The organism is Pseudomonas sp. LBUM1646, assembly GCF_059716165.1.
In genome coordinates this window covers 1,893,218-1,912,668 of the sequence record NZ_CP166810.1, presented here as the reverse complement: position 1 = coordinate 1,912,668, position 19,451 = coordinate 1,893,218, and the positions used below count along the sequence as shown (strand labels likewise).

14 protein-coding genes are annotated in these 19,451 nt (G+C 57.9%); 2 read left to right on the top strand and 12 right to left on the bottom strand.

Annotated elements, in window-relative coordinates; all coding sequences use genetic code 11:
- Nucleotides 1-380 precede the first annotated feature (380 nt).
- From sucD to sdhC, 9 genes are all read right to left on the bottom strand, one after another.
- Nucleotides 381-1,262, bottom strand: a complete 882-nt coding sequence (sucD, locus tag ACA071_RS08515; protein ID WP_497643933.1) for a succinate--CoA ligase subunit alpha — start codon at nt 1,260-1,262, stop codon at nt 381-383.
- Nucleotides 1,262-2,428 (bottom strand): ADP-forming succinate--CoA ligase subunit beta, encoded by a 1,167-nt coding sequence (gene sucC, locus ACA071_RS08510; protein ID WP_092271323.1) that lies wholly within the window; start codon nt 2,426-2,428, stop codon nt 1,262-1,264. The genes sucD and sucC overlap by 1 nt, the downstream gene beginning before the upstream one ends.
- Nucleotides 2,429-2,627: 199 nt before the next feature.
- The gene (gene lpdA / locus ACA071_RS08505) at nt 2,628-4,064 is read right to left on the bottom strand and encodes a dihydrolipoyl dehydrogenase (RefSeq protein WP_497643932.1); all 1,437 of its coding nucleotides are present in this window, start codon (nt 4,062-4,064) and stop codon (nt 2,628-2,630) included.
- A gap of 99 nt (nt 4,065-4,163) precedes the next feature.
- Complete coding sequence (gene odhB / locus ACA071_RS08500) at nt 4,164-5,384, bottom strand: 2-oxoglutarate dehydrogenase complex dihydrolipoyllysine-residue succinyltransferase (RefSeq protein ID WP_497643931.1); 1,221 nt, start codon at nt 5,382-5,384, stop codon at nt 4,164-4,166.
- 42 nt (nt 5,385-5,426) lie between these two features.
- Nucleotides 5,427-8,258: a 2-oxoglutarate dehydrogenase E1 component gene (locus ACA071_RS08495; protein ID WP_497643930.1), complete on the bottom strand. Its 2,832-nt coding sequence runs from the start codon at nt 8,256-8,258 to the stop codon at nt 5,427-5,429.
- A 260-nt stretch (nt 8,259-8,518) separates the two neighbouring features.
- A complete protein-coding gene (locus ACA071_RS08490) occupies nt 8,519-9,223 on the bottom strand; it encodes a succinate dehydrogenase iron-sulfur subunit (RefSeq protein ID WP_497643929.1) in 705 nt (234 codons plus the stop codon).
- Between the two features lie 11 nt (nt 9,224-9,234).
- On the bottom strand, nt 9,235-11,010 hold the full coding sequence (gene sdhA / locus ACA071_RS08485) for a succinate dehydrogenase flavoprotein subunit (protein WP_497643928.1): 1,776 nt from the start codon (nt 11,008-11,010) through the stop codon (nt 9,235-9,237).
- A 3-nt stretch (nt 11,011-11,013) separates the two neighbouring features.
- On the bottom strand, nt 11,014-11,382 hold the full coding sequence (gene sdhD / locus ACA071_RS08480) for a succinate dehydrogenase, hydrophobic membrane anchor protein (protein ID WP_054049453.1): 369 nt from the start codon (nt 11,380-11,382) through the stop codon (nt 11,014-11,016).
- Nucleotides 11,376-11,762: a succinate dehydrogenase, cytochrome b556 subunit gene (sdhC, locus tag ACA071_RS08475; protein WP_178076575.1), complete on the bottom strand. Its 387-nt coding sequence runs from the start codon at nt 11,760-11,762 to the stop codon at nt 11,376-11,378. The genes sdhD and sdhC overlap by 7 nt, the downstream gene beginning before the upstream one ends.
- 349 nt (nt 11,763-12,111) lie before the next feature.
- On the opposite strand from sdhC, the gene gltA reads away from it, so the two are divergent.
- Nucleotides 12,112-13,401 (top strand): citrate synthase, encoded by a 1,290-nt coding sequence (gene gltA, locus ACA071_RS08470; protein ID WP_123510544.1) that lies wholly within the window; start codon nt 12,112-12,114, stop codon nt 13,399-13,401.
- Nucleotides 13,402-14,432: 1,031 nt separating this feature from the next.
- Here the strand turns inward: gltA and ACA071_RS08465 are convergent.
- From ACA071_RS08465 to ACA071_RS08455, 3 genes are all read right to left on the bottom strand, one after another.
- Nucleotides 14,433-16,091, bottom strand: a complete 1,659-nt coding sequence (locus ACA071_RS08465; protein ID WP_497643927.1) for a cation acetate symporter — start codon at nt 16,089-16,091, stop codon at nt 14,433-14,435.
- Nucleotides 16,088-16,399 (bottom strand): DUF485 domain-containing protein, encoded by a 312-nt coding sequence (locus ACA071_RS08460; protein WP_008148580.1) that lies wholly within the window; start codon nt 16,397-16,399, stop codon nt 16,088-16,090. Before ACA071_RS08460 ends, ACA071_RS08465 begins: the two co-directional genes overlap by 4 nt.
- Nucleotides 16,400-16,626: 227 nt before the next feature.
- Nucleotides 16,627-17,478, bottom strand: coding sequence for a glycine betaine ABC transporter substrate-binding protein (locus tag ACA071_RS08455; RefSeq protein ID WP_497643926.1), 852 nt, complete (start codon nt 17,476-17,478; stop codon nt 16,627-16,629).
- A 287-nt stretch (nt 17,479-17,765) separates the two neighbouring features.
- Here ACA071_RS08455 and ACA071_RS08450 point away from each other — a divergent pair, with 287 nt between their 5' ends.
- Nucleotides 17,766-19,361, top strand: a complete 1,596-nt coding sequence (locus ACA071_RS08450) for a glycoside hydrolase family 17 protein (protein ID WP_497643925.1) — start codon at nt 17,766-17,768, stop codon at nt 19,359-19,361.
- The last annotated feature ends 90 nt before the right edge of the window (nt 19,362-19,451 follow it).

The following is a 19,451-nucleotide window of genomic DNA, read 5'->3' as shown; positions in this document are numbered from 1 at the left end:
TTATGGGTGAGGGAAATGCTGTCGATCCGTATAGGACTGACCCGTTTAGCGCGTAGCGGCCTTGTGGGCGGCGGACGCAAAAATGGCTGCTAGCCTAACGAATTTGCCTGACAAACGCACTGTTAGAGGGCGAACTATCCGATACGCGACATTTCGATGTCGCGTTTACATATCTAATTTTCCTACCTCAGGACAGATCGTTCCTACGCTCTGCGTGGAAATGCATCCCGCGACGCTCTGCGTCGCATTCGAAGGCGGAACGCGGAGCGTCCCTGGCGGCATTCCCACGCAGAGCGTGGGAACGATCCACAAACCCCGGAAACGACAAAGGCCACCCGAAGGTGGCCTTTGTTTGGTGAAGCGTCAGCTAAGCACGTGGCTTATTTGACCGCCCAACCAGTCAGCTCGGACAAAGCCTTGCCGATGTCTGCCAGCGAACGCACGGTTTTAACGCCTGCGTCTTCCAGGGCAGCAAACTTCTCGTCTGCAGTGCCTTTGCCGCCAGAGATGATTGCGCCAGCATGGCCCATGCGCTTGCCCGCAGGGGCAGTCACACCAGCAATGTAGGAAACAACCGGCTTGGTCACGTGTGCCTTGATGTAGGCAGCCGCTTCTTCTTCAGCCGAACCGCCGATCTCACCGATCATGACGATCGCTTCGGTCTTCGGGTCTTCCTGGAACAGTTTCAGGATGTCGATGAAGTTCGAACCCGGGATCGGGTCACCACCGATGCCGACGCAAGTCGACTGACCGAAACCGGCGTCAGTCGTCTGCTTAACAGCTTCGTAGGTCAGGGTGCCGGAACGGGAAACGATACCGACCTTGCCTGGCAAGTGAATGTGACCTGGCATGATGCCGATCTTGCATTCGCCTGGAGTGATCACGCCTGGGCAGTTAGGACCGATCAGGACTACGCCCAGCTCGTCGCACTTGACCTTGGCATCCAGCATGTCCAGGGTAGGAATGCCTTCAGTGATGCAAACGATCAGCTTGATGCCGCCGAACGCTGCTTCCAGGATGGAGTCTTTGCAGAAAGGAGCTGGAACGTAGATCACGCTGGCGGTGGCGCCAGTGGCAGCTACAGCCTCTTTCACGGTGTTGAACACTGGCAGACCCAGGTGCTCGGTGCCGCCTTTACCAGGCGTTACGCCGCCAACCATCTTGGTGCCGTACTCGATGGCTTGCTGGGTGTGGAAACTACCTTGCGAACCGGTAATACCCTGGCAGATAACTTTGGTGTCTTTATTGATCAGGACGCTCATTATTTGCCCTCCGCAGCTTTGACAACTTGTTGAGCAGCGTCGGTCAGGCTGGTAGCAGCGATGATGTTCAAACCGCTTTCTGCCAGTACTTTAGCGCCCAGCTCAGCGTTGTTGCCTTCAAGGCGAACAACAACCGGGATTTTCACGCCGACTTCTTTCACTGCACCGATGATGCCTTCGGCAATCATGTCGCAACGAACGATGCCGCCGAAGATGTTGACCAATACTGCAGCGACGTTAGTGTCGGACAGGATGATCTTGAACGCTTCGGTAACGCGTTCTTTGGTAGCACCGCCGCCCACGTCGAGGAAGTTGGCTGGTTTGCCGCCATGCAGGTTGACGATGTCCATGGTACCCATGGCCAGGCCAGCACCGTTGACCATGCAACCGATGTTGCCTTCCAGTGCTACGTAGTTCAGTTCGAACTTGGCAGCGTGCGCTTCGCGCGGATCGTCTTGCGACGGATCGTGGAAAGTCTTCAGCTTAGGCTGACGGTACATGGCGTTGGCGTCGATGTTGATCTTGGCGTCGAGGCAATGCAGATCGCCGTCAGCCTTGATCACCAGCGGGTTCACTTCCAGCAGAGCCAGGTCGTGATCCTTGAACAGCTTGGCCAGACCTACGAAGATCTTGGCGAACTGAGCAACTTGCTTGCCTTCCAGACCCAGCTGGAATGCCAGCTCGCGACCCTGGAATGGCTGAGCGCCAACCAGTGGATCGATCGTGGCTTTCAGAATTTTTTCTGGAGTGTCGTGAGCGATTTTCTCGATGTCCACGCCACCTTCGGTGGAAGCCATGAACACGATGCGACGGCTCGAACGGTCAACGACAGCGCCCAGGTACAGCTCTTTAGCGATATCAGTGCACGATTCAACCAGGATCTTGGTGACTGGCTGACCATTGGCATCAGTCTGGTAAGTCACCAGACGCTTGCCCAACCACTGTTGAGCGAATGCTTTGGCGTCTTCTCTGCTGCGAACCAGCTTAACGCCGCCCGCTTTACCGCGACCACCTGCGTGAACCTGGGCTTTGACAACCCATTCGGTCCCGCCAATTTTGTCGCACGCTTCTGCTGCTGCTTCCGGGGTGTCTACGGCGAAACCCTGGGATACTGGCAGGCCGTACTCAGCGAACAGCTGCTTACCCTGATACTCGTGAAGATTCATGCTTATTACCGTCTTCGTTAGGTACTGCGCATTCGGTGCTGCACTGTTGAAGTGCCGCACCACCTGTGACTGCTGCTTGCGTAGGTGTTCCGGATAACCGGTGAGACTACGCAAGGCTGCGTCCGGCGGACATTCCGCGGTGAGTCTTGCACGCAAGGCTCACGACGGGCCTTCCGCCGTGGTTTCTTATTGTCTTGTCTTAACGCTTCTTGCGGTTGGCGATGTGAATGGCGCCGCCATTCACTGCCAGAGCAGCTTCGTGCAAGGCTTCGGACAGGGTCGGATGGGAGAAAACCATCATGCCCAGGTCTTCGGCACTGGTGCCGAATTCCATGCCGATTGCGCCCTGCTGAACCAGTTCTGCAGCGCTCGGGCCAATCACGTGGACGCCCAGTACGCGGTCAGTCTTGGCATCAGCAATGACTTTCACGAAACCGCCGGTGTCGTTGGCTGCCATGGCACGGCCACTGGCTGCGAACGGGAAAGTGCCGACGTTAACTTCAACGCCTTCAGCTTTCAAGGCTTGCTCGGTTTTACCGACCCACGCGATTTCCGGGTGAGTATAAATAACAGACGGGATCAGGTCATAGTTGATCTGGGCTTTGTGGCCCTTGATGCGTTCTACAACCATGATGCCTTCTTCGGACGCCTTGTGCGCCAGCATCATGCCGCGAACCACGTCGCCGATTGCGAAAACGCCCGGAACGCTGGTTGCGCACTGGTCGTCAACGAAAACGAAGCCACGTTCGTCGATGTTCACACCGCTGTCAGCTGCCAGCAGCTCAGTGGTCACTGGACGGCGACCAACGGCAACGATCAGCTTGTCGAAGGTGATGCTCTGTTCGCCATTGGCGTCGGTGTAGTTCACAACGACTTCGTCGCCGTTCACTTTGGAACCGGTGACGCGAGCGCCCAGCTTGATGTCCAGACCTTGTTTGGTCAGGGTTTTGTAGGCTTCTTTGGAAACCGCTTCGTCAGCTGCTGGCAGGAACTTCTCCAGAGCTTCCAGAACCACGACTTCAGAACCCAAACGCGACCAGACCGAACCCAGTTCCAGACCGATTACGCCAGCGCCGATCACGCCCAGACGCTTAGGTACGGCCGGGAATTCCAGTGCACCCGTCGAATCGACGATCACGTTCTGGTCAACCGGAGCCGGTGGAATGTCGATCGGACGCGAACCCGAAGCCAGAATCACGTTCTCGGCTTCGATGATTTCAACGGTGCCGTCTGGCTTGGTCAGTTCGACTTTCTTGCCGGCCAGCAATTTGCCGTGGCCTTGCAGGGAAGTGACGCCGTTCGCCTTGAACAGGGTGGCAACGCCAGAGGTCAGGCCTTTGACGATGTTGGCTTTACGGCCAACCATTGCCGCCACGTCCATGGTCACGCCAGCGTGATTGATACCGTGGATCGCGAAGCCTTCTTTGGCTTCCTTGTATTTCCAGGAGCTGTCCAGCAGCGCCTTGGATGGAATGCAGCCGACGTTCAGACAAGTACCGCCCAGAGCCAGTTTGCCTTCCTTGTCGGTGTATTTCTCGATGCAGGCAGTGCTGAGACCCAGTTGCGCTGCTTTGATGGCAGCCACGTAGCCGCCAGGGCCCGCACCGATCACTACTACGTCAAATTTCTGCGACATTCAAAAAATCCTCTTTTTTGCGGCAAGCGTGAAGCCGCAAGCTCCAAGCCAAACTGCCGTTTCTTGCAGCTTGCAGCTTGAAACTCGCGGCTGCTTCTATCAAATATCCAGCAGCAAACGAGCCGGGTCTTCCAGCAGGTTCTTGATGGTAACCAGGAAGGTCACAGCTTCTTTGCCATCGATCAGACGGTGATCGTAGGACAGAGCCAAGTACATCATCGGACGGATAACGACCTGACCGTTGATCGCCATAGGACGCTGCAGAATGTTGTGCATGCCCAGGATGGCCGCTTGCGGCGGGTTGACGATCGGAGTCGACATCATCGAACCGAAGGTACCACCGTTGGTGATGGTGAACGTACCACCGGTCATTTCGTCCATCGACAGCTTGCCGTCGCGAGCCTTCTTGCCGAAAGCGGCGATGCCGCCTTCGATTTCAGCCAGGCTCATCAGTTCGGCGTTACGCAGGACCGGTACAACCAGACCGCGGTCACTGGAAACAGCCACACCAACGTCGGCATAGCCGTGGTAAACGATGTCAGCACCGTCGATCGACGCGTTGACAGCCGGGAAGCGTTTCAGCGCTTCGGTGGCAGCCTTGACGAAGAACGACATGAAGCCCAGGCGTACGCCGTTGTGGGACTTCTCGAACAGGTCCTTGTACTTCGAACGCAGGGCCATGACTTCAGTCATGTCGACTTCGTTGAAAGTGGTCAGCATTGCCATGTTCGACTGAGCTTCTACCAGACGCTTGGCAACGGTGGCCCGCACGCGGGTCATCGGTACGCGCTTCTCGATGCGGTCGCCAGCGGCGAACACAGGAGCAGCGGCAGCCGGAGCAGCAGCCTTGGCAGGTGCGGCGGCCGGAGCAGCTTTCTTGGCAGCAACAGCAGCGACTACGTCTTCCTTGGTCACACGACCGCCTTTGCCAGTACCGGCAACGGAAGCGATGTTGATGCCGTTTTCTTCAGCCAGCTTGCGAGCAGCCGGTGCAGCAACAGGATCGTCTTCGCCTTCGGCAGCCGGGGCAGCAGCTTGTGCAGCGGCCGGTGCAGCGGCAGCAGCTGGAGCGGCAGCAGCGCCGCCCGCTTCGATGGAGCCCAGGACTTCGTCGGACAGAACGGTGTCGCCTTCGTTCTTGACGATAGCGCCCAGCACGCCGTCGGCGGTGGCCAACACTTCCAGTACCACTTTGTCGGTTTCGATATCGACGATCAGGTCATCACGCTTGACGGCGTCGCCTGGTTTTTTGTGCCAGGTGGCAACGGTGCCATCGGCAACCGATTCCGGGAAAGTGGGGGCTTTGATTTCGATAGCCATTATCTGTGGGTCCTTAAATTCGGTTTCAGGTGCGCGAAGGCGTTAAACAGTAAAGGCGTCTTGCAGCAGTTTTTCCTGCTGCTCAGCGTGCATCGATGCATAACCACAAGCCGGTGCAGCAGAAGCATCACGGCCGGCGTACTCGAGAACGAGCGCCTTGTTGTGATTGCCAACGATGCGGCGCATGTGGTGTTGGCTGCAGTACCAGGCACCCTGGTTCATCGGCTCTTCCTGACACCAAACGATATGTTTGAGGTTGGTGTACGGAGCCAGGACTTCGTTCAAGTCGTCCTCAGGGAATGGGTACAGCTGCTCGATACGCACGATGGCGATGTCATCACGACCTTCGGCACGGCGTTTTTCCAGCAGGTCGTAGTAGACCTTGCCGCTACACAGAACAATGCGCTCGACCTTTTTCGGGTCTTGAACATCGATTTCCGGGATAACGGTCTGGAACGAACCTTCGGCCAGATCTTCCAGGGTCGATATGGCGAGCTTGTGACGCAACAGCGACTTCGGAGTCAGAACGATCAATGGCTTGCGCAGCGGGCGAATCACCTGACGACGCAGCAAGTGGTAGATCTGGGCCGGCGTGGTCGGTACCGCTACCTGAATGTTGTGCTCAGCGCACAGTTGCAGGTAACGCTCCAGACGTGCCGAAGAGTGCTCCGGACCCTGACCTTCATAACCGTGCGGCAGCAGCATGGTCAGACCGCAGAGACGGCCCCACTTGTGCTCGCCACTGGTGATGAACTGATCGATCACCACCTGGGCACCGTTGGCGAAATCGCCGAACTGGGCTTCCCAGATCACCAGCGCCTCAGGCGTGGTGGTCGAGTAACCGTATTCGAACGCCAGTACGGCTTCTTCGGACAGGAACGAATCGTACAAGTCGAAACGTGGCTGGCCTTTGTACAGGTTCTGCAGCGGAATGTAGCTGCCGGCGTCTTTCTGGTTGTGCAATACGGCGTGACGGTGCGAGAACGTACCGCGGCCGATGTCCTGGCCAGTCATGCGGATCGGGTGACCTTCGAACGCCAGGGTCGCGTACGCCATGGTTTCGGCGTAACCCCAGTTGATCGGCAGGCCGCCGACTTGCATTTTCTGACGGTCTTCGTAGATTTTCGAGACCTGGCGCTGAACCACGAAGCCTTCCGGGATTTCCAGCAGCTTGGCGGACAGTTCCTGCAAGGTTTTCAGATCGAAACGCGTGTCGTGACGTGCAGTCCAGGCGTGGCCCAGGTACGGACGCCAGTCCACGAACAACTCTTTGTTCGGCTCTTTGACCAGGCTTTTCACAACATGCAGACCGTTGTCCAGCGCGTTGCGGTATTCGTCGATCTTGGCCTGTACGCGTGCATCATCAACCACACCGGCCTGGGTCAGGCGTTCGGCGTACAGCTCACGGGTGGTGCGCTGCTTGGTGATCTGCTGGTACATCAAAGGCTGGGTGCCGCTAGGCTCGTCAGCTTCGTTGTGGCCGCGACGACGGTAGCAAACCAGGTCGATCACCACGTCACGCTTGAACTGCATGCGGTAGTCGATGGCCAGCTGGGTCACGAACAATACGGCTTCCGGATCATCACCATTTACATGGAGGATCGGCGCCTGGATCATTTTCGCAACGTCGGTCGCGTACTCGGTGGAGCGCGAGTCTTCCGGATTGCTGATGGTGAAACCGACCTGGTTGTTGATCACGATGTGCACGGTGCCGCCGGTTTTGAAACCGCGGGTCTGCGACATCTGGAAGGTTTCCATCACCACGCCCTGACCTGCGAATGCAGCATCACCGTGGATGGAGATCGGCAGAACCTTCTCGCCGGTAGGGTCGTTACGACGATCCTGACGGGCGCGAACCGAACCCTCGACCACTGGAGAAACGATTTCCAGGTGGGACGGGTTGAAGGCCATGGCCAGGTGAACTTCACCGCCGGTGGTCATGACGTTGGACGAGAAGCCCTGGTGATATTTAACGTCACCGGAACCCAGCTCGACCTTCTTCTTGCCTTCGAACTCGTCGAACAGCTCGCGCGGGTTCTTGCCGAAGGTGTTGACCAGCACGTTCAGACGGCCACGGTGGGCCATGCCGATCACGATTTCCTTGGTGCCGTAGGAACCGGAACGCTGGATCAGCTCGTCGAGCATCGGAATCAGGCTCTCGCCGCCTTCCAGACCGAAACGTTTGGTACCCGGGTATTTGGTGCCCAGGTATTTTTCCAGACCTTCGCCGGCAGTGACGCGTTCGAGCAGGTGGCTCTTGATGTCGGCGGAGTACGTCGGACGACCGCGCACGCTTTCCAGACGCTGCTGGAACCAGTGACGCTGCTCGGAATCGGTGATGTGCGTGAATTCAGCGCCGATGGTGCGGCAATATGTCTGCTGCAACGCTTCGTGAATTTCGCGTAGGCTCGCCTCCTCTTTGCCGATGAACAGGTCGCCGGCACGGAAGGTCGTATCAAGATCGGCATTGGTCAAGCCGTAATGATTGATCGACAGGTCTGCAGGTGCAGGACGCTGCCACAGCCCCAGCGGGTCAAGCTGGGCTGCCTGGTGGCCACGCATACGGTAGGCCTGGATCAATCGCAGCACTTCAACTTGCTTCTTCTCGTGCTCACTGCTCACGCTTCCGGCGGAAACCGGTTGGGCGCGGCGCTGGTTCTTTGCCAGCAAGACGAAATGATCGCGAATTGTGGAGTGCGAAACATCGGTGGCAGTGTTGCCGTCAGCAGGCAACTTCTGAAAGTAGGTGCGCCACTCTTCTGGCACAGCGTTAGGGTCGTGCAGGTAGAGCTCATAGAGCTCTTCCACATAGGCAGCGTTACTACCGGATAGGTAGGCGCTGTTCCACATGCGCTGCATCACGCTTTCTTGCATGCTTGGTCACCCTCGGTTAGGGGAACACCACCGGCGTCGACACCGAGCAAACTTGCAGAAGTCCGAATGCAGCGACTAAAACAAGCCACTTAGGATCACGCTGATAGTCCGGGTACCAGCCCGGATGCCCCTGCTTGTCTCATTTCTTCAAAATAAGAGCCGCAGCTTTATGGGCTGCTGCTCAGGTTAAAACTACGGCGCCGGTTGAAGCCTGCGCCGTAGCATCTACGGGTACAGCGGTCCTGCGGTTACAGCCTGTATCACACGCCGCTTTGCAGCAGCATGTTACGTACGTGACCGATGGCCTTAGTCGGGTTCAGGCCTTTCGGACAGACGTTGACGCAGTTCATGATCCCGCGGCAGCGGAATACGCTGAACGGGTCATCCAGCGAAGACAGACGCTCGGCAGTCTTGGTGTCACGGCTGTCTGCCAGGAAGCGGTACGCTTGCAGCAGAGCAGCTGGACCCAGGAACTTGTCCGGGTTCCACCAGAAGGATGGGCAAGAGGTCGAGCAGCAAGCGCACAGGATGCACTCGTACAGACCGTCGAGCTTTTCACGCTCTTCCGGGGTCTGCAGACGTTCGATGGCCGGAGCCGGCGTGTCGTTCTGCAGGAATGGCTTCACCTTCTCGTATTGCTTGTAGAAGATGCTCATATCGACGACCAGGTCACGGATAACCGGCAAACCTGGCAGCGGACGAACGATCAGCTTGTTACCTTTTACGACAGCGGACAGCGGCGTGACGCACGCCAGGCCGTTTTTGCCGTTGATGTTCATGCCGTCGGAACCGCAAACACCTTCACGGCAAGAGCGACGATAGGAGAAACCCTCGTCCTGCTCTTTGATCAGAGCCAGCACGTCCAGCACCATCAGGTCTTTACCGTTGGTATTGACCTGGAATTCTTGCATGAACGGCGCAGCGTCCTGATCAGGGTTGTAGCGATAAACACTGACTTTCAACATGGCGGCCACCCTTAATAAGTCCGAATCATTGGTTCAAAGGTCGGGACTGTTTTTGGCGAGAAGTTCACGGCACGCTTGGCAACGCGCTTCTCACCCGGGAAATACAGGGTGTGACACAGCCAGTTAACGTCATCGCGCTCTTCGAAGTCTTCACGGGCGTGAGCACCGCGGGACTCTTTACGGATCTCTGCGGCGATGGCGGTAGCTTCGGCCACTTCCAACAGGTTCTGCAGTTCCAGCGCTTCGATACGGGCGGTGTTGAACGCCTGGCTCTTGTCGTTGATCTTGACGTTGGCGATACGGCTACGCAGATCAGCCAACTGAGCAATACCCTTCTGCATGTATTCGCCGGTACGGAATACACCGAAGTAGTTCTGCATGCAGCTTTGCAGTTCTTTACGCAGGGTGGCGACGTCTTCACCTTCGGTACGCGAGTTCAGGCCATCGAGACGTGCCAGGGCAGCGTCGATGTCGGACTGGCGCGGGCGAGCGTAGTCGACGCCTTCTTTCAGGGTCTGTTCCAGGAACAGGCCGGCAGCACGACCGAATACCACCAGGTCGAGCAGCGAGTTGCCGCCCAGACGGTTGGCACCGTGAACCGATACGCAAGCCACTTCGCCTACCGCGAACAGGCCAGGAATGATTTGGTCTACGCCTTCAGCGTCTTGAGTGATTGCCTGACCATGAATGTTGGTCGGCACGCCGCCCATCATATAGTGGCAGGTTGGAACGACCGGGATCGGCGACACGGCTGGATCGACGTGGGCGAAGGTCTTGGACAGTTCCATGATGCCTGGCAGACGGCTGTGCAGAACTTCTTCACCGAGGTGATCGAGTTTCAGCATTACGTGGTCGCCATCCGGGCCGCAACCGTTGCCGGCGATGATTTCTTTAACCATCGAGCGAGCAACCACGTCACGACCAGCCAGGTCTTTGGCGTTCGGAGCATAACGCTCCATGAAACGTTCGCCGTGCTTGTTGATCAGGTAACCGCCTTCACCGCGGCAGCCTTCTGTAACCAGTACACCGGCGCCGGCGATGCCGGTCGGGTGGAACTGCCACATTTCAATGTCTTGCACCGGCACGCCAGCACGCAGAGCCATGCCTACGCCGTCACCGGTGTTGATCAGGGCATTGGTGGTGGACGAGTAGATACGACCTGCACCGCCGGTCGCCAATACGGTGGCGTTCGCGCGGACGTAGGAAGTTTCGCCGGTTTCGATGCAGATGACGATCATGCCGACAAAGGCACCATCTTCGTTCTTCACCAGGTCGACGCCGTAGTATTCGTTGAGGAATACGGTGCCAGCCTTGAGGTTGGCCTGGTACAGGGTGTGCAGCAGTGCGTGACCGGTACGGTCGGCAGCGGCGCAGGTACGGGCAGCCTGGCCACCTTTACCGAAGTCTTTCGACTGACCGCCGAACGGACGCTGGTAAATGCGGCCTTGTTCGGTACGGGAGAACGGCAAGCCCATGTGCTCGAGCTCGAAGACCGCTTCCGGGCCTACGGAACACATGTATTCGATAGCGTCCTGGTCACCGATATAGTCGGAACCCTTGACGGTATCGTACATGTGCCAGCGCCAGTCATCGTTCGGATCTGCCGAGGCGATGGCGCAGGTGATACCACCCTGGGCGGATACGGTGTGCGAGCGAGTCGGGAAAACCTTGGTGACTACGGCAGTCTTGTGACCGCCCTGTGCCAATTGCAGCGCAGCGCGCATGCCGGCACCGCCGCCGCCAATGATGATGGCGTCGAACGAAAGCGTATTAACTGTATTAGACATGAATCAGATACCCCAAAGAATCTGCACACCCCAGACGAAGTAGGCGAACATCGCAACGCCGCATACTGCCTGGAAGAGGAAACGTACTGCAGTCGCGGACTTGCCCAGCGCCATCGGCGTCAGGTAGTCGGTCGCGATGGTCCACATGCCAACCCAGGCGTGTGCGCCCAGGGCCACCAGGGCCAGCAGACTGAAGATACGCATTCCGTTGCTTGCAAACAGCTCATGCCATTGGGCGTAGCCAATGCCAGGGTGCGTAGCGAGGTATCCGATCAGGAAGATGAAATAAGCCGCGAGAACAACCGCAGACACGCGCTGTGCCATCCAGTCATAGAGGCCTGAACGCGACAGGTTCGTAACGCTGGTTACCATATCCAAACTCCCGCCAGAACGATCAACACCGCAGACACGGCGATAATGATTTTCGAGCCCAGCTTGCCGCCTTCCAGCGTCTCACCGATGCCCATGTCCATGATCAAGTGGCGCACACCGGCTACCAGGTGATACAGCAGAGCGGACAGGAGGCCCCATGCTACGAACTTGGCCAGCGGACTGGTCAAGGTTGCCTTCACGTCGGCAAAACCTTCCTCGGAACCCAAGGATTTGCTCAATGCGTACAGCATGAAGCCAATGCCCAGGAAGAGGATGATGCCGGAAACACGGTGAAGAAACGACGTAACGCCGGTGATGGGGAGTTTGATGGTCCTTAGGTCTAGGTTTACAGGTCGTTGGCTTTTCACGGCTTTTTTCACACTGAAGAGCCCCTAACAATCAGGGCAAAGTTGTTGGGGAGTGCACTGGTCAGGTAACCACCACCCAGGGATGCGACCCCCAGTAAAGCAGGCCCAAAAGCCCCTGGCGGTCGGTGGCCGAGTATAGACAGTTAGGCTACTAATGACAACGCGTTCACCTTCCCCTAATAGCGCATTGCACAAGTCGGATAAAAGGCGTAAATGGCAGGTAATTTCGAGGAAAAAGTCCGGTTAAAGCCTTCTGGAGCAAGACTTTAGGCAAATTGACATTCGAATTTATCTCACTATAGTGGTGCGGGCCCTGCGTGGGGGGTCTGTCTGATGATTTCAAGCATAAATAGGAGGCCACATGGCTGACAAAAAAGCGCAGTTGATCATCGAGGGCGCAGCCCCCGTCGAGCTGCCCATTTTAACCGGCACCGTTGGTCCCGATGTAATTGATGTTCGGGGCCTGACGGCCACGGGCCGTTTCACCTTTGACCCTGGCTTCATGTCGACCGCCTCCTGCGAGTCGAAGATCACCTATATCGACGGCGACAACGGCATCCTGCTACACCGCGGCTACCCGATCGAACAACTGGCGGAAAAGTCGGACTACCTGGAAACCTGCTATCTGCTGCTCAACGGCGAACTGCCGACCGCAGAACAGAAGGCCCAGTTCGTCAGCACCGTGAAGAACCACACCATGGTTCACGAGCAGTTGAAGACCTTCTTCAACGGCTTCCGTCGCGACGCCCACCCAATGGCCGTCATGTGCGGTGTAGTCGGTGCCCTCTCGGCCTTCTACCACGACTCCCTCGACATCAATAACCCGCAGCATCGCGAAATCTCCGCGATCCGCCTGGTTGCCAAGATGCCGACCCTGGCAGCGATGGTTTACAAGTACTCCATGGGTCAACCCATGATGTACCCGCGCAACGACCTGACGTACGCGGAAAACTTCCTGCACATGATGTTCAACACCCCGTGCGAGATCAAACCGATCAGCCCGGTACTCGCCAAGGCCATGGACCGGATCTTCATCCTCCATGCCGACCACGAGCAAAACGCATCGACCTCTACCGTACGTCTGGCAGGTTCCTCGGGTGCCAACCCGTTTGCCTGTATCGCCGCCGGTATTGCTGCACTGTGGGGCCCTGCCCACGGCGGCGCGAACGAAGCCGTGTTGAGCATGCTCGATGAAATCGGCGATGTGTCGAACATCGACAAGTTCATCGCCAAGGCCAAAGACAAGAACGATCCGTTCAAGTTGATGGGCTTCGGTCATCGTGTTTACAAAAACCGTGACCCACGCGCCACCGTGATGAAGCAGACCTGCGACGAAGTACTGAAGGAACTGGGCATCAAGAACGATCCGCAACTCGAACTGGCCATGCGCCTGGAAGAGATCGCCCTGACCGACCCGTACTTCATCGAACGCTCGCTGTACCCGAACGTCGACTTCTACTCGGGGATCATCCTCAAGGCGATCGGCATTCCAACCAGCATGTTTACCGTGATCTTCGCTTTGGCGCGGACCGTCGGCTGGATCTCCCACTGGAAAGAAATGCTCTCCAGCCCGTACAAGATTGGCCGTCCGCGCCAGCTGTACACCGGCTACGAGTCGCGTGATATCACCAAGCTGGAAGACCGCAAATAAGACCTGTCTTGCGATAACGTCTTAAGTTGTACCGGGAACGGCCTCTATATAGAGGCCGTTTCTGTTTGTGCCGGTTGTGTACATATCCGATTATTTGGCCACGGCGACTATTGGTTCCGCTCTTACAGCGGGTCACTTTGGAAAAGCGCCAAAGTAACCAAAACGCTTTTGCCCCTTTCGTTCGGTGCCTCGCCCAGGCTCGGCATGCCCTCGCTCCGGTCCTGCTCCGTGGGCCCGCCGCCATCGGCCATCCATGGCCGGGGGCGGCTAACCCGGCATCCATGCCGGGTTGCCCACTGCGCAGAACCTCCACTCGGCCTCTCGATGGGGCGAACACCGAAAAGCGAGGCGGCCTACCGGCCGGCCTGCGCGTTGGCGGACGCGCCGATCGTTCCCACGCTCCGCGTTGGAATGCATCCTGTGACGCTCCGCGTCACCAGCGCAGAATTCAAGCCTGCGTCGATAGCGGGACGCAGAGCGTCCCCGGCGGCATTCCCACGCAGAGCGTGGGAACGATCAAAAAGCAGAACGACGCACACCGCGCCGCTCTTCACCACTCATTAGGCCGAGCGTTAGCTCGCCTGCTTTTGATCTTGCTCTACCCGCCCCTTCGGGAGGCTGAGTGGAGGTGTTCATCTGGGGATTGGCGCGCAGCGCCGTTCGACGTAGTCGAACACATTGCATGTAGGTCGTAGCGAAGCAGACCGGAGGGCAATGCCCCCAGATGAATACCGGAACGAAGGAACGCCGAGCCTAGGCGAGGGGCCGGACGCCGGGGCGAGCCTTTTTTGCTTACTTTTTTTGGCGTTTGAAAAAAAGTGAGTCGCCGTAAGGGCGAAACCCTAAGTCGCCGTTACCGCAGGAATGGATATGTACTCGTATCACCAACAAAAGCATGGTCGGCCCGAAGGCCGCCATCGCGGGCAAGCCTTGCTCCTACAGAGAACGATAACAGCCCAATAAAAAATGCCCCAATCTCTCGACCAGGGCATTTTGTGTAGCTCAACTTATATATAGAAACCTAAAGAGCCTTAGTGCGAAACCGCCCCACTCGCCCCCAGCCCAGTCTGCGAACGCACAAACTGAGGGAAGAACAGCGCACGTTCATTGTCAGCCGCCGTGGATTTATCAGTGATCGAGAAGAACCAGATCCCGATAAACGCAATCGCCATGGAGAACAACGCCGGGTACTCATACGGGAAGATCGCCTTCTCGTGATGCAGAATCTGCACCCAAATGGTCGGCCCAAGCACCATCAAGCCCACCGCACTGATCAGACCCAACCAGCCACCGATCATCGCACCGCGCGTCGTCAGCTTCTTCCAGTACATCGAAAGCAACAGCACCGGGAAGTTACAGCTCGCCGCGATGGAGAACGCCAGACCGACCATGAACGCGATGTTCTGGCTTTCGAACAGAATGCCCAGACCAATCGCCAGCACGCCCAAAGCGACGGTGGTGATTTTCGAAACGCGGATCTCGTCCTTGTCGTTGGCCTTGCCCTTCTTGATCACACTGGCGTACAGGTCATGAGACACCGCCGTCGCACCCGCCAGGGTCAAACCAGCCACAACCGCCAGAATGGTCGCGAACGCCACTGCCGAGATGAAGCCCAGGAAGATACTGCCACCCACCGCGTTGGCCAGGTGCACCGCCGCCATGTTGTTGCCGCCCAACAGCGCGCCAGCCGCATCTTTAAAGGCCGGGTTGGTGCTGACCAACAGGATCGCGCCAAAACCGATGATGAAGGTCAGGATGTAGAAGTAGCCGATGAAACCAGTGGCATACAGCACACTCTTGCGCGCTTCTTTTGCGTCACTCACGGTGAAGAAGCGCATCAGGATATGCGGCAGGCCTGCGGTACCGAACATCAGCGCCAAGCCCAGGGAGAACGCCGACACCGGATCTTTCACCAGCCCGCCCGGGCTCATGATCGCGTCACCTTTAGGGTGAACCTTGATCGCTTCGGAAAACAGCATGTTGAAGTCGAAGTTGACGTGCTTCATTACCATCAGCGCCATGAACGAGGCACCGGACAGCAGCAACACCGCCTTGATGATTTGTACCCAAGTGGTCGCCAGCATGCCGCCGAACAGCACGTACATGCACATCAGGATACCGACCAGGATCACTGCGACGTAGTAGTCGAGACCGAACAGCAGCTGGATCAGCTTGCCCGCACCGACCATTTGCGCGATCAGGTAGAACGCCACCACCACCAGCGAACCGCAAGCGGACAGCGTGCGGATCTGGGTTTGCCCGAGACGGTAGGACGCCACGTCGGCAAAGGTGTACTTACCCAGGTTACGCAGGCGCTCGGCGATCAGAAACAGAATGATCGGCCAGCCCACCAGGAAGCCGATCGAGTAGATCAGGCCATCGTAGCCGGAGGTGAACACCAGGGCGGAAATACCGAGGAAGGACGCCGCTGACATGTAGTCACCGGCAATGGCCAGACCGTTCTGGAAACCGGTGATCTTGCCGCCGGCCGCATAGTAGTCGGCTGCCGAGTTGTTGCGCTTGGAGGCCCAGTAGGTGATGCACAGGGTTAGGCCGACAAACGCCACGAACATCAGGATCGCGGACACGTTGAGCGGTTGTTTGTGCACTTCGCCGGTCAGGGCTTCAGCCGCCCAGGCGCCCGGAGCGAAGGCTGCGATGCTCAATAAAGCTATTAGACGCCGGATCATTGCTGAGCCTCCTTGAGAATCGCATTGTTCAGGTCGTCGAATTCGCCATTGGCGCGTCGTACGTAGATTGCAGTCAGGATAAAGGCCGAGAGAATCAGCCCGACACCAATCGGTATCCCCCAGGTAATCGAAGATTCAGGGCTGATTTTCGCCCCCAGAATATGCGGCCCGTAAGCAATCAAAAGGATGAAGCCGGAGTAAAGCCCAAGCATGATCGCCGAAAGAATCCAGGCGAACTTTTCTCGCTTACTAACCAGCTCCTTGAAGCGCGGGCTGTTTTGAATCGAGAGGTAAATGCTGTCGTTCATTGTTTTTATCCTCGCAGCACAGATTATTGTTAGAACGTAGCCACTCTATGCGGCTGCGGGACGGGTTCCAGACGACCTTAGTATTAGAACGACATGACGGTTTCGCCAATTTTCAGAACAAAATAATTAGCTTGCTTTGTACCCTGTAAAAACACGGAAACGAAAAAGCCCCCTGGCAAAAATGCCAAGGGGCTCTGGAAGGTACTGACTAGACGCTTTGTGCTAAATCACTTGATCCATTCGGCAACGCGTTCCGGGTGTTTGGCCACCCAATCCTTCGCTGCAGCTTCAGGTTTGGCACCGTCCTGAATCGCCAACATGACTTCGCCGATTTCGTCTTTCGAGGCCCACTGGAAGTTTTTCAGGAATTTGGCGACTTCCGGTGCTTTGGTCGCCAGTTCTTTGCTGCCGATGCTGTTCACGGTTTCAGCCGCGCCGTACACGCCTTTCGGGTCGTCGAGGAAGCGCAGTTTCCACTTGGCGAACATCCAGTGCGGCACCCAACCGGTGACAGCAATGGATTCGTTTTTCTTCTCGGCACGGGTCAGCTCGGCAATCATGCCGGCGCCGGAACTGGCTTTGAGGGTGTAGTTGCTCAGGCCGTAGTCCTTGATCGCCTGGTCGGTCTTGAGCATCACGCCTGAACCGGCGTCGATACCGACGATGCGGCCCTTGAAGCTGTCATCAGTTTTCAGATCGTCGATGGTCTTGGCTTTCACGTACTCCGGCACGATCAGACCGATTTTCGCGTCCTTGAAGTTCGGGCCGTAGTCGACGACCTGATCCTTGTTCTTGGTCCAGTATTCGCCGTGGGTCACAGGCAGCCAGGCGGACAGCATGGCGTCGAGTTTGCCGGTGGCCACGCCTTGCCACATGATCCCGGTCGCGACGGCTTGCAGCTTCACGTCATAACCGAGTTTCTGCTTGATCACTTCGGCGGCCACGTGAGTGGTCGCGACGCTGTCGGACCAGCCGTCAACGTAACCGATGCTCAGGGTTTTGCTCTCGGCATTGGCGAATGTGGAGCCAATCGCAAGCACCAGAGCGGCACTCGCGCCTAAAAGTCGTCGCATCTTCATCGTTACTTCCCCGAAAGTGCTGCGCCCGACGGATGCCGAGCGGCGTCAACGTATTGTTATGGTGCACAGCGCCCCCATCACGCCTCACCGCAAAATCGTTAGAACGTCAGCGGAGTACTGACGCTCCGATAATCAACCTCACGACAACAGCGACCTGTGCTACCAGCGACCTCAAGGCATCGAGAAACGACATCAGAACGCCATTAATCGTGGTCGCCGCAACCACCCTGCCCGATCCGCCCGAACTTTGCATGTCAAAATCATGCAGGGCACCAAGCCCGGGGCAAATGCAGGTAACATGCGCGGCTTTGCTCCCAGACGGCCTGACCATGCCCGCGACATCACGCTTTCCTTTTTTTGCTTATCTTTTCGCCTGCCTGCTCGGGCTGTTTGCCCTCGGCGGTTTCTGGTACGGCCTCGGCAAACCGGTGATCCTGCCGGACGTGGCCAGCGCCACGCACAAGTTGCAATGCGCGTCCTACACCCCGTTCGACAAAGATCAGTCGCCGTTCGATCAGCCGTTCAAGTTGCGCCCGGAGCGCATGGACGCCGACCTCGCGCTGCTGTCCAAAAGCTTCGAATGCATCCGCACCTATTCCATGACCGGGCTCGAAGCCCTGCCCGACCTGGCGCGCAAGCACGGGTTGAAGCTGATGATCGGCGCCTGGGTCAACAGCAACCCGGTGGACACGGCCAAAGAAGTCGATCTGTTGATCGCTTCGGCCAACGCCAACCCGGACGTCGTGACGTCAGTGATCGTCGGCAACGAAGCGCTGCTGCGCAAGGAAGTCACCGGCGCGCAGTTGGCGAAGCTGATTAATCAGGTGAAAAGCCAGATCAAGCAGCCGGTCACCTACGCCGATGTCTGGGAGTTCTGGCTCAAGCACCCGGAAGTCGCCCCGGCGGTGGATTTCCTGACCATTCATTTGCTGCCGTACTGGGAAGATGATCCGTCGAACATCGACGCAGCCCTGCAACACGTGGCCGAAGTGCGCCAGGTGTTCGGCAACAAGTTCGCGCCCAAGGACGTGCTGATCGGCGAAACCGGCTGGCCGAGCGAAGGCCGCCAGCGTGAAACCGCCCTGCCGAGCCGGGTCAACGAGGCCAAGTTCATTCGTGGTTTTGTCGCCATGGCCGAGCAGCAAGGCTGGCATTACAACCTGATCGAAGCCTTTGACCAGCCGTGGAAACGCGCCAGCGAAGGTGCGGTCGGCGGTTACTGGGGTCTGTTCGATGCCGATCGCCAGGACAAGGGCGTGCTGGCCGGTCCGGTGTCGAACGTGCCGTACTGGTCGCAATGGCTGGCGGTGGGTGGTTTGATTTTCCTCGGCACGTTGCTGCTGGGCGGTCGGATTCGCAGCACCCGCGCGGCGTTGGTGTTGCCACTACTGGCGGCACTGGCGGCCTGCTCGATCGGCGCCTGGGGCGATCTGGCGCGGGTCACCACGCGGTTTGCCAGTGAATGGCTGTGGGTCGGCTTGCTGACGGCGTTGAATCTGTTGGTGCTGGCCCATGCCTCGCTGACCTTGAGTGCCCGCAGCGGTTGGCGTGGACGCGCCTTCGAAGTGCTGGAACGTCGGGCGGGCTGGTTAGTCGCAGCGGCTGGCTTTGCCGCAGCGGTGATGATGCTGGAGCTGGTGTTCGACCCGCGCTATCGCAGCTTCCCGAGCGTCGCGTTTATCCTGCCGGCGCTGGTGTATCTGTGCCGTCCGGTGAGTGCGCCGCGTCGGGAGATTGCGCTGCTGGCCTTCATCATCGGTGCCGGCATTGCGCCGCAGCTGTTCCGTGAAGGGTTGCAGAACCAGCAGGCCTGGGGTTGGGCGCTGGTCAGTGTGTTGATGGTGGCGGCGTTGTGGCGTTGTTTGCGGGTTCGCAAAGGGTAAACACCGGTAAAGCAAGATCAAAAGATCGCAGCCTTCGGCAGCTCCTACAGGGATACGCATTCCATGTAGGAGCTGACGAAGGCTGCGATC